Here is a 12,954-nt window from a genome sequence, read left to right as displayed (position 1 = left end):
GCAATGACCAGAACTCCAGTGTTTCCGACCGCCACCCCGCCACAGCCGGAGAAGCGGCCGATCTTCGACACGCATCACGGCATGACGCGGACGGACGACTATGCCTGGCTGAGGACCGTGAATTGGCAAGAGATGTTCAGGGATCCGTCCCTGCTCGACGGCGAGATCCGCGCCCACCTGGAAGCCGAGAACGCTTATCAGGCGGCGCTGATGGCCGATACAGCCCGGCTGCAGAAGCAGCTTTTCGCGGAAATGAAGGGACGTATCAAGGAAGACGATTCTTCCGTGCCGATGAAGGACGGGCCCTACGCCTACGGCTCCTCCTTCAAGCTTGGCGGCCAGCAGCCGCGTTATTTCCGTACCTCGCGCGACGGCGGCGACAAGCAGATCTTGCTCGACGGCGATGCCGAGGCCGAGGGCAAGCCCTATTTCCGCCTGGGCGGCGTCGATCATTCGGACGACCACCGCAAACTGCTCTGGGCCTTCGACGACAAGGGTTCCGAATTCTACACGCTGCGCGTCCGCGATCTCGCCGGCGGCAACGATCTGGCGGACAGGGTCCCGGACACCGGCGGCGGCGGTGTGTGGGATGCCGGTAATGACGGTTTTTTCTACACCCGCCTCGACCCCAACCACCGTCCCTCCAAAGTGCTGTTCCATGCGCTTGGCGATGGTCCTGAAAACGACCGGCTGATCTATGAGGAAACCGATCCGGGCTTCTTCATGGATGTCGGCGGCACACGCTCCAACGAGTGGATCATGATCGGAATCAACGACCATGAGACGTCGGAATACCGCATCATGATCGCCAACGACCCGTTCGTAGAGCCGAAGCTGGTTGCAGCGCGCGAAACCGGCTTGCAGTACGACCTAGAGGAAGGCGGCGACGTCTTCTTCATCCTCACCAATGCCGACGGCGCCAAGGACTTCAAGATCATGACGGCGCCGGCCGATGATCCGGTGCGCGCCAACTGGCAGGAACTGGTGCCGCACGAAGCGGGCCGGCTGATCCTTTCGGTAATCGGCTTCAAGGACCACATGGTCCGGCTCGAGCGCAAGGAAGGCCTGCCACGCATCGTCGTGCGCGATCGCACGAGCGGCGAGGAGCACCTGATCTCCTTCGACGAGGAAGCCTTCTCGCTCGGCCTGTCCGGCTCCTACGAATACGACACCGAAATCATGCGCTTTTCCTATTCGTCGATGACGACGCCGGCGCAGGTCTTCGATTACAGCATGCGCACCCGCGAGCGCGTGCTGCTCAAGACCCAGGAAGTGCCGTCCGGCCACGACCCGGAGCACTATGTCACGCGCCGGCTGATGGCGCCTGCCGCCGACGGCGAACTGGTGCCGATCTCGCTCCTCCACCACCGCGACACGCCGCTCGACGGATCGGCGCCTTGCCTGCTTTACGGCTATGGCTCTTACGGCATAGCGGTGCCGGCCGCGTTCAACACCAATTTGTTTTCGCTGGTCGACCGCGGCTTTGTCTACGCGATTGCCCATGTCCGCGGCGGCAAGGACAAGGGCTATGGCTGGTACGACGACGGCAAGCGGGCGAACAAGATGAATACGTTCACCGATTTTGTCGCTGCCGCCCACCACCTCGTCGCCGAACGCTACACGCAGCATGACCGCATCGTCGCGCAAGGCGGCTCGGCCGGCGGCATGCTGATGGGCGCGGTCGCCAACATGGCGCCGCAATGCTTCGGCGGCATCGTCGCCGAGGTTCCCTTCGTCGACGTGCTCACCACCATGCTCGACGCAAGCTTGCCGCTGACGCCGCCGGAATGGCCGGAATGGGGCAACCCGATCGCTTCGGCGGAGGATTACCGGACCATCGCCGCCTACTCGCCCTACGACAATGTCGCCGCACTCGACTATCCACCGATCCTGGCGCTGGCCGGCCTGACCGACCCGCGCGTCACCTATTGGGAGCCGGCCAAATGGGTGGCGCGGTTGCGCGACCGCAAGACAGGGGGGAATCCGGTTCTGTTCAAGATCAACATGGATTCAGGCCACGCCGGCGCCTCCGGCCGGTTTTCCAGGCTGGAGGAAATCGCGTTCACCTATGCCTTCGCGCTCAAGGTAACAGGCAAGGCCGAACCAGCCGCGTGAAGTCGGGGGAGAGCGGTCATTGCCTTCCGTTCCGAGACGTGGCTTTCATTCGCGGTAAGAGTTGCGGAGACGCCCACCAATGATCGATCTCGCCACATTGATTGCGTATGTCGCGGTTGTGCTTGGCTTTGTCTTCATCCCCGGTCCGGCCACCCTTCTGACCGTGGCGCGGGCCACCAGTTCCGGAACCAGGGTTGGCATCGCGACCGGCGCGGGGATCGCGGCCGGCGACGTGGTTCACACCTTCATGGCGATCGTCGGCATTTCGGCGATCATTGCCACGTCGGCGGCGCTTTTCAGCATCGTGAAGTACATCGGCGCAGCCTACCTCATTTATCTCGGCATTCGCGCGATCATCGAGAAAACGCCTGCCTATCCGGCCGCCGGCGCACTTGCGATCCCCGCTACCAAAGCATTTCGGCAGGCTGTTTGACCGAGGTTCTCAACCCCAAGACCGCGCTTTTCTTCCTTGCATTTCTTCCGCAGTTCGTGCGGCCTGAAAACGGATCGGTGATGCTTCAACTGGCGACATTGGGCGTGATCTTTGTTCTGTTGGGCCTCATCAGCACGCTGGTTTTCGCCGTGGGTGCGGGTGGCCTCGGTGCATTCCTGCGCCGAAACCCGACGGTGCTGAGATGGCAAGGCAAGGCTGTCGGCGGCATCTATTGCGCCTTGGGCATCCGGCTGGCGCTGCAACAGCGCTAGGACCTCGACAGGCGACGCCGTATGAGGCTTCGGATAATGGGCAGGCACAGCTGATTTTCCGCTCGCAATTGCAAAGGCCGCGCGCTACCCAGTGCGCGGCTTTTCACAGCCGCGCCAACACACAATCACCCAGGGATCTGCCATGTTGCTCGTCGATGTCTATCTCGACAAATCGCCCATCCAGGGCATCGGCGTCTTTGCCAAAAACCACATTGCCCGCGGCACGCTGGTCTGGAAGCTCGACCCGAAATACGACCGGCGCATCGAGGTGGAGACCTACGAGCGGGAAACCGGGCCGGTCAAAACCTATCTCGACCGCTACGCCTATCCGGACCGGCGCGACCCGAATTACATCGTCTTCGAAGCCGACGATGCGCGCTACATGAACCATGCCGACAGCCCGAATTGCGACGTCTCGCAGCCGGAGGAGACCTATGCCTTGCGCGACATTGCGCCCGGCGAGGAAATGACCTGCGACTACAATCACTTCTTCGAAACCGGCTTCGACTTCCTCGGCGACCGCTGACCCAACGGCCCGTCAGCTCGCCGGCTTCTTGCGCGCCGGATAGCCGTTGGGATGCGGCGGCACGGCTTTCAGATAGGCGGCGATCGCCGCGCGGTCCTCCCGGGTCAGCACGGCCATGTTCCGTTGCACGTCGACCATCGCGCCGCCGACCGTATCGAAGTCCGGCGTGAAGCCGGTTTCGAGATAGTTGGCGATGTCGGCTTCCGACCAGTCGGCGATGCCGCCCTCGCCCGACGTGATGTTGGGCACGATGCCGCTGCCTTCCGCGGCCGCGGCGCCTGCCAGCCACTGGCTCTTCCTGGTACCGCCGGTAAGGTCCCGCGGCGTGTGGCATTCGCCGCAATGGCCGGGGCCTTCGACCAAATAGCGGCCGGCCTGCACCGGCTGCGGCGTGCCTTCGGGAAAGGAAACGACCGGCTTGTCGCTCAGATAGAGCAATTTCCACAGACCAAGGCCGCGTCGGACGTTGAAGGGAAACCCCAGCGAATTGGCGGGTGCCTTGCCGGCGACCGCGGGCAAGGTCTTCAGGAACGCATAGAGATCGGCAATGTCGGCCGGCTTCATGCGCGCGTATGAAATATAGGGAAATGCTGGATAAAGATGCTCGCCCGACGGCGACACGCCCTTCAGCATGGCGTTGGCAAAGTCTTCGACCGACCAGGCGCCGATGCCGTCCTTGGTATCCTGCGAGATATTCGGCGGCACGAAGGTGCCGAATGGCGTCTTGAGCTCGAGGCCGCCGACCAGCTGAAGGCGAGCGTCGCCTTGCGAGCCAGGCTTGGCATGACAGGATGTGCAGCCGCCAGCGTAGAAGATGCGCTTGCCCCTGTCAGCGTCACCGGGGCCAAGCTGCGCCAGCGTGGCGGCACCGAGCCTGACCGGAGCCGACAGGAACCAGCCGGCAATCGCGGCGACGCCGCCCAGAACGAGGGCGGCGCCGACGAGTTTCTTCAGCAAGGGCATTGCCCGCTATCAGCCTTTTTTCACCCTGTAGCTTTGATGACAGTTGCCGCAGCCGCCGCCGATGGTGTTGAACTGTGCCTTCAACGCGTCGGCATCCGCAGGTGCCGCGGCGACCGCCGCCTTGACGTCGGCGAGGTACTTGCCTTCAGCCGTCTTGAAGCCGGCCATGTCCTGCCAGATCTTGGGAGACGCCGTGGTGTCGCCGATGTCGCTGCCCGCCGGGAACAGCGCGTCGACGCCGGCATGGAATTTCTCGGCATTGGCCTGCAGTGCCTGCAACGCCGTCAGCACCGAAGCTGCGTCGTAGGGCGTCTCGCCCTTGACCACTTTCGACAAGCCGGCGGCGATCTTGCCACGTTCCTTCATCAGGGCCTGCCGGTCAGCGACCGGGTCGGCAAATGCCGCCGAACCGGCGAAGGCGAGCATCGAGATGGCGAGGATAAGCTTTCTCATTCACTTGGCTCCATGTTGAAGGCAATTCAGGGTGCGGTCCCACCCCGATGACAAACGGCAAGGATGGCTTAAAAATTCCGACGCTTCGCCTCACGCTTGCGTGAAATTTTTGCAACTGTCGTTCTGATGCTGAAAAAGAAAAGCCCCGGTTCTGCCGGGGCTTTCTGGAACGGATCAGGCCTTTTCGTAGAGTTCGAGCACATAGTCCCAGTTGATGAGACTGTCGACGAAGGCTTCGAGATATTTCGGCCGGGCGTTGCGATAATCGATGTAGTAGGAATGTTCCCAGACATCGACGCCAAGGATCGGCGTCGCGCCATGGACGAGCGGGTTCTCGCCATTCGGCGTCTTCGAGATCGCCAGCTTGCCGTCCTTGACCGAGACCCAGGCCCAGCCCGAACCGAACTGGGTGGTGCCGGCGGCGATGAAGTCGGCCTTGAACTTGTCGTAGCCGCCAAGATCGCTGTCGACCGCTTTTTGCAAGGCGCCCGGCAGCTTGTTGCCGCCGCCGCCCTTCTTCATCCATTTCCAGAAATGGATATGATTGTAGTGCTGGGCGGCATTGTTGAAGAGCCCCGCATTCTTGCCAAAGGACTGTTTGACGGCCTCTTCGACCGACAAATCGCCCAGGCCCGCCTCGGCGGCCAGCTTGTTGCCGTTGTCGACGTAGGCCTTGTGGTGCTTGTCGTGATGATATTCCAGCGTTTCCTTGGACATATAAGGCTGCAAAGCCTCGTAATCATAGGGCAAGGCGGGCAATTCAAAAGCCATCGGTCGTACTCCCTCGTGGAAAAATCCGGTGTCGATACCGGACTAACATAGGACTGGATTGGTCTGGAACAACTCCGGAAACGAAGCGCCGGGCCGCTTTTTAGCGGGTCAGCCGGGCGAAGTCGAATGCGCCCATTCCCAATAGAGTTCGCGCGCCTTCTTGGCCACCGGCCCGGGCTGCAGATTGCGATCCTCGATACGGGTGACCGGCACGACTTTCGAGTGGTTTCCGGTCGAGAAGATTTCGTCCGCCTCCAGGAAATCGCGGATCGACAGCGTCTTTTCCGTCGTCGTGAAACCGTACTCGCCAAGCAGGGCCATGGTGCGCGCGCGAGTGATGCCGGACAGGAAGGTGCCGTTCGGCGCCGGCGTCAGGACATGGCCGTCCTTGACCAGGAAAATATTCGAGGTCCCGGTCTCGGCGACATTGCCCAGCATGTCGAGCACGAGCGCATTGTCGAAGCCGCGCATCTTGGCTTCGAGGATGGCCCTGCCGTTGTTGGGATAAAGGCAGCCGGCCTTGGCGTTAGTCGGCATGGTTTCGATTGTCGGGCGGCGGAACGGCGACACCGTCACCGAAAAACCCGCTGGCGAGATCATCGGCGATTCATAGAGGCAAAGGCAGAAACGCGTCGAGGCCGGGTCGGCCGGCACGCCCATATAGCCGCCATGCTCGGCCCAATACATCGGCCTGATGTAGACCGCTGTGTTGCCGTCGAACTTCTTCAGCCCGTCCCAGGTCAGGCCGACGATCTTGTCGGTGCTCATCGTCGGTTTCAGGCCGAGCGCGATCGCCGAGGCGTTCACCCTTGCTGCATGGCGATCGAGGTCGGGAGCGACGCCCTCGAACCAACGGGCGCCGTCGAACACGCTGGTGCCGAGCCACATGGCATGGCTGCGCGGCCCGAGGATGGCGACGTTGCCCTCATACCAGTCGCCGTCGACGAAGGTCCATGTCGCGGATTGCGCCGCAGTCGCCAGTGTCATTGCCAGGTTCCGTTCGATGCTTGTTGCGGCGCATTGGAAGATGCTTTGGCGGCCGCCGTCAACCGGTTTGGCTGAGATTTGTTGAGGCCAGCGGGCTGGCGGACTGCAATCAGCGCTTGCGCCTTGCCTTGCGCAGCCTCAAAACTGTCGCATGCACCATGCAGCTTACGTTTTCGACGCCTATGGCACGCTGTTCGACGTGCACGCGGCCGTGCGCCGTCACGCCGACCAGATCGGGCCGGACGGCCAGTTGCTGTCCGAGATCTGGCGCGCAAAGCAGCTGGAATATTCCTGGGTGCGGACGCTGATGGGGGCCTATGCCGATTTCTGGCAGCTCACCGAGCAGGCACTCGATTTCGCCCTGCGCAAGGTTCCGTCCGCCGATGCCGGGCTGAAGGCGAAGTTGCTCGAGGCCTATTGGCGGCTGGACTGCTATCCGGAGGTGCCGGCCGTGCTCAAGGCGCTCAAGGCATCGGGGGCAAGGCTGGCGATCCTGTCCAACGGTTCGCCTGAAATGCTGGAGGCGGCCGTCAAGTCCGCCGCGCTCGACCAGGTCCTGGACGACGTCTTTTCCGTCGACAGCGTCAGGCGCTTCAAGACCGACCCGTCGGTCTACGACATAGTCACCACGGGCTGGCGCCTCTATCCAGGCGCTGTCTCTTTCCAGTCCTCCAACCGCTGGGACGTTGCCGGCGCCACCAAATTCGGCTTCCGGACGGTGTGGATCAACCGCGCCAATCACCCAGAGGAATACCGGGATTTCCCACCGGCCCTGATCCTGCCGTCCCTTGAAGGTCTGGTTGCCGCGGTTTGACACCGGAAATGTTGCGTCGGCGCAACAGTGGCGATCCAGTCACAGCTTTGCCTTTGTTTGTCCACCCTGCGGCCAGAATTGGAACCGCCTATCGCGCCGAGCATTGCTCGAGCACCTGCGCACAACCGGACGCATTCATGCTTTGTTGCGATTTGAGACTTAAAAAAGGCAATCATGTTCACACCTCCATCGTCCTCTCTGCGCCTTAGCCGTCGCGGTTTCCTCAACGCCGCAGCCCTTGGCGCCGCCTCGGTCGCGGTCTCCAGTTGCACCACGCTGTCGCAACAGCCGGTCGAGCCACCGCCGCCGACCTATGTCGAGCCGGCGCTCGGCGACTATATGACGATGTATGGGCCGATGTCTGATGGCGGCTTCGAGCTGCCGGCCATACCGGTCGACAAAATCGACCCGCAGTTCCTGCGCCAGATCGTGGACGATCCGACCGGGCAGCAGCCGGGCACCATCGTCGTCGACACCACCAATCACTTCCTCTACTTGGTGCGCCCGGGCGGCCAGGCTATCCGCTACGGCGTCGGCCTCGGCCGCGCCGGCTTCGAATGGTCGGGCGATGCCGTGGTCCAATGGAAGCAGAAATGGCCGAAATGGACGCCGCCGGATGAAATGATCTCCCGGCAGCCGGAGTTGAAGCCGTACAGCGCCGATAATGGCGGCATGCCCGGCGGGCTCAAGAACCCGCTTGGCGCGCGGGCGCTCTATCTCTTCCAGGGCAACCAGGACACGCTCTACCGCTTGCACGGTTCGCCGGAATGGCGGTCGATCGGCAAGTCGGTGTCGTCGGGCTGTGTTCGCCTGATGAACCAGGACATTATCGATCTCTACGACCGTGTGCCGAACAAGACCCCGGTCGTGGTGACGGCCGATATCGGCCAGCCGATGGTGGCGACCGCAAACCGCAAAGCCATTCCGATCGACGCCGGCGTGCCGGAAGGATCGATCCTGCTCGGCCCGGTCAAGGCGATCACAGACTCGATCTTCTGAGCTGACGGAAGCACGGGGGCGGGATATTCCTCGCTCCTGCTGGTTTTGCTGCGCGTCGGCTTGCCGGTGCCGGCGCCCGCCTTCAGGTGCGGTCCTTACGCCGAGCAGCGGATTTTGCCGCGCTCTGTGCAGACGCCGCCGGTGGACAGCTCATGATCCAAATCCGTCTTCGGCAGGCCGAGCGTTCGGATCACCGCTTTGCGCCTAATCTCGGCCGTATAGATTCGCTTTGCCGTTTCCTGAAAGCTGACGTCGCAGGCGACCGCGCTGGAGGTCGTGGTGGCGCCAGGAGCTGCCATTCCCGGCGCTTCTCCAAAACTGACCTTCGCGCTACGGCTTGAGTCGGCCCTTCTCTGCCCCTCCTGCGGAGCAGTCCTACGGCAAGCCGTGACCCGAAAGCGGACTTGCGAGCCGCCGCCGAGCGTCATCTTCCTTCAAGAAAGAACCTTGCCGAGGAAAGCACGCATCACGCCGTTGAATTGCTCTGGTCTTTGCAGGGGTGCGAAGTGGCTCACGCCGGACAGGATGATCAATTCCGCTGCCGGAATGCTCCGCGCGAGATATGCGGCATGTTCGGGCTTGATGAACTCGTCGTGCTCGCTTTGCACGATCGCAACGGGCACATGGACATGGGTCAAGTCGCCTGCAGAATAGTTAGGTTCGCTCTTCATCATCTTGCCGACCGCTTCGACAAATACATTGAATTGGTCCGGCGTGGCCGATTGGTCGGCATAGTCCTTGGCGTGCCGTCTGAAACACCGGTCGACGGTCGGAGTGGGCTCGAATTCCTTTGTGCCGCTGGGGTCCATGTTGCAGCCAAAGAAGAATACACCGGCAACCCGCTCGGGTGCGTTCATTGCGAGGATTAAAGCGATGCACGCGCCGTCGCTCCAGCCCACAACGGCCGTCTTTTCCAACTGCAGCGCGTCCATCACGGCGAGCACGTCGGATGCCATCAACTCATATGTAAAAGGCCGCTGATCGCGCGTGCTGCGGCCGTGGCCGCGGCTATCAATGAGCACGGCGCGATAGCCAGAGCTGACCAGCGTTGAAACTTGATAGCCCCAATTACCGCTATGGCCGAGGCCACCATGCAGCAGGATCACGGGAGAGCCGGACCCGTATGTCGCGTACCAAATTCGAGCGCCGTCGTGATCCACGAAGCCCTGATCGCTCGTAACGGGCAGAGGCGCAGCGCCATGGGCCTCGAAATTCTTGAGGTCGTCGTCGTGTGATTCCATGCTGATGTGACTCCAAGTAAACAGAAAGGCCTGCAAACTGCCGCTGATGCAGATCAAACCAACCGCTGACAGGAGCCAGTTGCCCAAGCGACATAACACCGAGCGACTAACTGGATCAATGTCCGCTTCTGTGCGCGCTTGCGTCATTCGTGTGTCTGCTGGGAATGACGCATTCCCACCCCAGCCAGTCCTTCGCCGTCGATTTCGGTCGTTCGGTAGCTTAGGGTTCTTGAACGAACGGACGCGCTTAAAGCGACTTTCATGGCGCTCCTTCAAGCTGCCTTTCGCGCATCGGCCGGAGTCGACCTTGGCGGAAATTCGAACCAAGACACTACCGCCGCGGTGCGTCCGTCTGGCGGACGTGGGCGCCGGAAGCATTTTCGTCGCCGCCTATCTGTTGGTGTAGATCGGCCCCCGCGTCGTCACGCCGGGAAAGACGATGCGCCGAGGCTTGTCATCATTTGGAAGTTCTTCGATGCACAGCGAAATCGCTTGCAGTTCTGCGAAGCGATTCGCAATTATCGCCGCAATCCACGTCCCACCTGGAGGCTCCCATGGCCGAGGTCCTGCTGTTCCACCACGCACAAGGGTTGACTCCCGGCGTGCGCGCGTTCGCTGACGACCTGCGGGCAGCCGGGCACACCGTGCATACGCCGGACCTGTTCGACGGACGCACATTCCAGAGTATTGACGAGGGTCTCGCCTACATCGGTGAGATCGGGTTCGACGACATGCGGGAGCGCGGCGTCCGCGTCGCCGGCGAACTGACCCCCGAGCTCGTTTACGCCGGATTCTCGTTCGGCGTGCTGCCGGCGCAGAAGCTCACACAGACACGACCCGGTGCCTGCGGAGCCCTGCTCTTCCACTCCTGTCTGCCGATTAGCGGCGAGTGGGCCTTCGGACCCTGGCCGGACGGCGTCCCGGTCCAGATCCACGGTATGGATAACGACCTGATCTTCGTCGGCGAGGGCGACATCGACGCCGCTCGCGAGATCGTGGAGAAGGTCGAGGACGCGGAGCTGTTCCTCTATCCCGGCGACCAGCACTACTTCGCCGACAGCTCGCTCCCGTCGTACGAGGCGGCTGCCAGCGCGCTGCTCACGCGGCGGGTGCTCGAGTTCTTGGACCGTGTCTAACCATGTCGGCGAGGGCCTTATTGAGGAGCAATGGCAGCTCTCGTCAAATCTCCCATAGGGTCGAAACCGCGATCACCACCCGCGGGTTCGTTCCCTGGAGGGCTTCCGGACGCCGGCCCCGGCGCACGGCACCTCCCAAAGAAGGCCGGCATCTGTAATCCTCCACAAGATCTGCCAAGGCATTTACTCGAGCAAGTGGCTGCTTTGGGGTCTCGGTGCTGGTTGCCGTGAATGTCAGCTATCAGGCAGCGTAATATGCTGATGAAGGGCGGGTCAGGGTCAGGTCACGACGATGTTCGCGACGACCTGAATGTCGGCTCTCGTGTATCCCAGCCTAAGGCGGCCTGTCCGCAATCGGCCCAAAGGCCGCAGGCTGCAATGCCCGCATGTCGGTCGCTGAAGGGGCGGTAGCCGCATCCCAGAGGCGGACACTAGAGCGAGCAGGCGGGGTGGCATGTTCACTCCCAAGTCTCGGGCGCATCCCGGAGGCTCTTTACCTTATCCGCCAAATAGACGGGAGCATAGCCGCCGCCCGCTGTCCTCCAGATCTGGCTACTGGCGCTTGATGCCAAGACAGCATTTGTCAAACTCGGTGGCCCGATGCTCCCTCACCGCCCCCTGGCCAAACTCCCCAGAATACCCCGCACGATCGCCCGTCCGACCGACGAGCCGACCGAGCGCACCACGGATTTGATCGCCGCCTCCGCCACCGTCTGGCGGTTGGAAGGCCGCGGCGCGCGGCGGCCGCCAGCTGGCTGGGGATCGTCATTGCCGAAGCCGGGAATGGTCCAGCGCGAACGGCCGCTCTCCTGCTGCTGCGCTTGTGCCTCCTGGGCGTCCTTGGCCTTTTTTTGCAGCATCTCGAAAGCCGATTCGCGATCGACGGTCTGGTCGTACTGTCCCGAAACCGGGCTCTCAGTGATCAGCTTGCGGCGCTCTTCGGGCGTGATCGGGCCAAGCCGCGAGGATGGCGGGCGGATCAGCGTGCGCTGTACCATGGACGGCACGCCCTTGGCTTCCAGCGTGGAGACGAGTGCCTCGCCGGTGCCGAGCTGCGTGATCACGGTTGCACAGTCGAAATCGGGATTGGGCCTGAACGTCTCGGCCGCCGTCTTGACGGCCTTCTGTTCGCGCGGCGTATAGGCACGCAGTGCGTGCTGCACGCGGTTGCCCAACTGCGCCAGCACCGTTTCAGGGATATCCAGCGGATTTTGCGTGACGAAATAAACGCCGACGCCCTTCGAACGGATCAGCCGGACCACCTGTTCGACGCGGTCGATCAGCACCTTCGGCGCGTCGTCGAACAGAAGATGCGCCTCGTCGAAGAAGAAGACCAGCTTCGGCTTGTCCGGGTCGCCGACCTCGGGCAGTTCCTCGAACAGTTCCGACATCAGCCACAGAAGGAACGTCGCATAGAGCCGCGGATTCATCATCAGTTTGTCGGCGGCGAGCACGCTGATGGCGCCGCGTCCATCGCGCGTGGTGCGCATGATGTCGGCGATCCGCAATGCCGGCTCGCCGAAGAAATTGGCAGCGCCCTGCTGCTCCAGGACCAGCAGCGTGCGCTGGATCGCGCCGACCGAAGGTTTCGTCACATTGCCGTAGCGGGCGCCGATCTCTTCGGCGCGGTCGGCGATGTTGGCAAGCAGTGACTGCAGGTCCTTCAAGTCGAGCAGCAAAAGGCCTTCCTCGTCGGCGATGCGGAAGGCGATGTTCATAATGCCTTCCTGCGCCTCGGAGAGGTTCATCAGCCGCGACAGAAGCAGCGGCCCCATCTCCGAGATGGTGGCGCGGATCGGGTGACCCTGCTCGCCGAACAGATCCCAGAAGATGACCGGAAATTCCTGGAACTCATAGGGATCGAGCTTGACCTGCTCGGCCCGCTTGACCAGAAAATCCTGCGCTGTGCCCATCATGGCGATACCCGACAGATCGCCCTTGATGTCGGCGCAGAATACCGGCACGCCGGCATTGGAGAAACCCTCGGCCAATATCTGCAGGGTCACCGTCTTGCCGGTGCCGGTCGCGCCGGTGACCAGGCCGTGACGATTGCCATATTGCAGCAAAAGCCGTTCCGGCCGCTGATAGCTGTCGTCCGGCTTGCGGCTGGCTCCCATGAAGATACTGGTGTCGTCGGCCATGTGTCCGGTCTCCGCAAACCTATAGGGTTGAATGCCCTGATCCCCTTGAAGAAAGGGAGGCCCGCCGCAGGTATAGTGAGGCCATTGCGCAGCGACAATGGGC

The 12,954-nt window shown here is 62.4% G+C and carries 12 protein-coding genes and 1 pseudogene; 6 read left to right on the top strand and 7 right to left on the bottom strand.

The features are described from left to right. Positions 1 to 3: 3 nt before the first annotated feature. From NKI50_RS16165 to NKI50_RS16155, 3 genes and pseudogenes are all read left to right on the top strand, one after another. The gene (locus tag NKI50_RS16165; RefSeq protein ID WP_352717105.1) at positions 4 to 2,115 is read left to right on the top strand and encodes a S9 family peptidase; all 2,112 of its coding nucleotides are present in this window, start codon (positions 4 to 6) and stop codon (positions 2,113 to 2,115) included. Positions 2,116 to 2,194: 79 nt separating this feature from the next. Continuing rightward, positions 2,195 to 2,820 (top strand): annotated as a pseudogene (locus NKI50_RS16160) (LysE family translocator). A 142-nt stretch (positions 2,821 to 2,962) separates the two neighbouring features. Then, complete coding sequence (locus NKI50_RS16155) at positions 2,963 to 3,346, top strand: SET domain-containing protein (RefSeq protein WP_023718410.1); 384 nt, start codon at positions 2,963 to 2,965, stop codon at positions 3,344 to 3,346. 12 nt (positions 3,347 to 3,358) lie between these two features. Here NKI50_RS16155 and NKI50_RS16150 read toward each other — a convergent pair whose 3' ends face one another. The 4 genes from NKI50_RS16150 to NKI50_RS16135 all read right to left on the bottom strand — a co-directional run bounded on the left by NKI50_RS16150 (position 3,359) and on the right by NKI50_RS16135 (position 6,520). Then, positions 3,359 to 4,309 (bottom strand): cytochrome c, encoded by a 951-nt coding sequence (locus NKI50_RS16150; RefSeq protein WP_023718411.1) that lies wholly within the window; start codon positions 4,307 to 4,309, stop codon positions 3,359 to 3,361. A gap of 9 nt (positions 4,310 to 4,318) precedes the next feature. Continuing rightward, positions 4,319 to 4,762: a c-type cytochrome gene (locus tag NKI50_RS16145; protein ID WP_023718412.1), complete on the bottom strand. Its 444-nt coding sequence runs from the start codon at positions 4,760 to 4,762 to the stop codon at positions 4,319 to 4,321. A 174-nt stretch (positions 4,763 to 4,936) separates the two neighbouring features. Then, positions 4,937 to 5,533 (bottom strand): superoxide dismutase, encoded by a 597-nt coding sequence (locus tag NKI50_RS16140; RefSeq protein ID WP_023718413.1) that lies wholly within the window; start codon positions 5,531 to 5,533, stop codon positions 4,937 to 4,939. A gap of 108 nt (positions 5,534 to 5,641) precedes the next feature. Further along, positions 5,642 to 6,520 carry a branched-chain amino acid aminotransferase gene (locus NKI50_RS16135; protein ID WP_023718414.1) on the bottom strand — a complete coding sequence of 293 codons (879 nt, stop codon included), beginning with the start codon at positions 6,518 to 6,520 and terminating at the stop codon, positions 5,642 to 5,644. A 151-nt stretch (positions 6,521 to 6,671) separates the two neighbouring features. Here NKI50_RS16135 and NKI50_RS16130 point away from each other — a divergent pair, with 151 nt between their 5' ends. Both NKI50_RS16130 and NKI50_RS16125 read left to right on the top strand, forming a co-directional pair. Continuing rightward, a complete protein-coding gene (locus NKI50_RS16130; RefSeq protein WP_023718415.1) occupies positions 6,672 to 7,334 on the top strand; it encodes a haloacid dehalogenase type II in 663 nt (220 codons plus the stop codon). Positions 7,335 to 7,508: 174 nt separating this feature from the next. Then, the gene (locus tag NKI50_RS16125; RefSeq protein ID WP_023718416.1) at positions 7,509 to 8,333 is read left to right on the top strand and encodes a L,D-transpeptidase; all 825 of its coding nucleotides are present in this window, start codon (positions 7,509 to 7,511) and stop codon (positions 8,331 to 8,333) included. 95 nt (positions 8,334 to 8,428) lie between these two features. On the opposite strand, the gene NKI50_RS16120 is transcribed toward NKI50_RS16125, so the two are convergent. Together NKI50_RS16120 and NKI50_RS16115 are read right to left on the bottom strand one after the other, a co-directional pair. After that, the gene (locus NKI50_RS16120) at positions 8,429 to 8,632 is read right to left on the bottom strand and encodes a hypothetical protein (RefSeq protein WP_352639551.1); all 204 of its coding nucleotides are present in this window, start codon (positions 8,630 to 8,632) and stop codon (positions 8,429 to 8,431) included. Between the two features lie 135 nt (positions 8,633 to 8,767). Continuing rightward, a complete protein-coding gene (locus tag NKI50_RS16115; RefSeq protein WP_023718418.1) occupies positions 8,768 to 9,574 on the bottom strand; it encodes an alpha/beta fold hydrolase in 807 nt (268 codons plus the stop codon). A 554-nt stretch (positions 9,575 to 10,128) separates the two neighbouring features. Here NKI50_RS16115 and NKI50_RS16110 point away from each other — a divergent pair. Further along, a complete protein-coding gene (locus NKI50_RS16110) occupies positions 10,129 to 10,710 on the top strand; it encodes a dienelactone hydrolase family protein (protein ID WP_023718420.1) in 582 nt (193 codons plus the stop codon). A gap of 608 nt (positions 10,711 to 11,318) precedes the next feature. Here the strand turns inward: NKI50_RS16110 and NKI50_RS16105 are convergent. Next, the gene (locus NKI50_RS16105; RefSeq protein ID WP_023718421.1) at positions 11,319 to 12,851 is read right to left on the bottom strand and encodes a helicase HerA-like C-terminal domain-containing protein; all 1,533 of its coding nucleotides are present in this window, start codon (positions 12,849 to 12,851) and stop codon (positions 11,319 to 11,321) included. Positions 12,852 to 12,954 lie beyond the last annotated feature (103 nt).

The organism is Mesorhizobium sp. M0563 (assembly GCF_040321065.1).
Classification (GTDB): Bacteria; Pseudomonadota; Alphaproteobacteria; order Rhizobiales; family Rhizobiaceae; genus Mesorhizobium.
Note: the sequence above shows the minus strand (reverse complement) of the source record. Positions and strands in the feature narration are given on the sequence as shown.